1 protein-coding gene is annotated in these 921 nt (G+C 41.8%); it reads left to right on the top strand.

Translation table 11 applies throughout. The features are described 5' to 3' along the window. Positions 1-229: 229 nt before the first annotated feature. The gene (locus M6D81_RS31555; protein ID WP_262681637.1) at positions 230-832 is read left to right on the top strand and encodes a class F sortase; all 603 of its coding nucleotides are present in this window, start codon (positions 230-232) and stop codon (positions 830-832) included. The last annotated feature ends 89 nt before the right edge of the window (positions 833-921 follow it).

The following is a 921-nucleotide window of genomic DNA, read 5'->3' as shown; positions in this document are numbered from 1 at the left end:
GTAGTCTTAAGATGTGCCATGTCCTCATCGCCAATTACCGGCTATAGTAATATTCATGATTCCTTGAGTAAGCCAAGCCTACTCATGCAATTTTTGGTGAAAAATAGGACAAACTATAACAAGTGAAGGGGATTGATGCCTAAAACAGGTTATGGCGGAGTAAGCGAAGAATAAATATGAGGGGTCTTTCCCCCTCTTTTCACCACAATAAGATTAAAGAAGGGTGGTCATGAAGAACATTTTTTCGTTGATCATCATCATTGTGCTTATAGTGACTTCAGGCTGTGGGATGACTCCGCTTCCTCCAAAACCTGATGACGTTAATCAGACCCCCTTTCCAATCCCGCAAATAATAAAAATGAATCCACCCCAGATTAATGCAGAACAGGAAAATATAAAGATAACTAAAAGCGCTGTACACTTACCGATCGTTCCGAATTATTTATCGATCCCTGCAATTGATCTGAAAGCGCAAGTTGTTCCTGTAGGTATAAAAGACAGTGGACAAATGGAGGTACCAAAATCCAGTGAAGTCGTAGGATTCTTGAACGATGGAATTAATCCTGGTGACGAAGGAAATGCCATTTTCACACGGCAACTAATTAGTGAGCTCATTCATTTCCCCTTTTCATATTTTTCGATAACGCTTTTCTCAAGGGATATCTCCAGTCATTTCACGACCCGCCCCATGCATGTTTACGTCTTTGGCTGGCGCGCTTTTGCACATGGGTATCCCATAATTATACAACTGAAAGGTGAAACATGTACCTATTGCTTCTGTGAACCTCTCGTCAATTCATTGACGAGCTTCTCAAATCATCGGGACTCGTAACCTCGTCCCTCCTTGAAGGCTAGTTCCTAGCCTGATTGGATTGCTGTGGCTACGATACGCTCTGCAAGGCTAGTTTCAATATGTTAATT

Source organism: Paenibacillus sp. J5C2022 (genome assembly GCF_025567625.1).
Lineage (GTDB): Bacteria > Bacillota > Bacilli > Paenibacillales > Paenibacillaceae > Pristimantibacillus.
The sequence above is the reverse complement of the archived record's forward strand: the minus strand, read 5'-3'. Positions and strand labels throughout refer to the sequence as shown.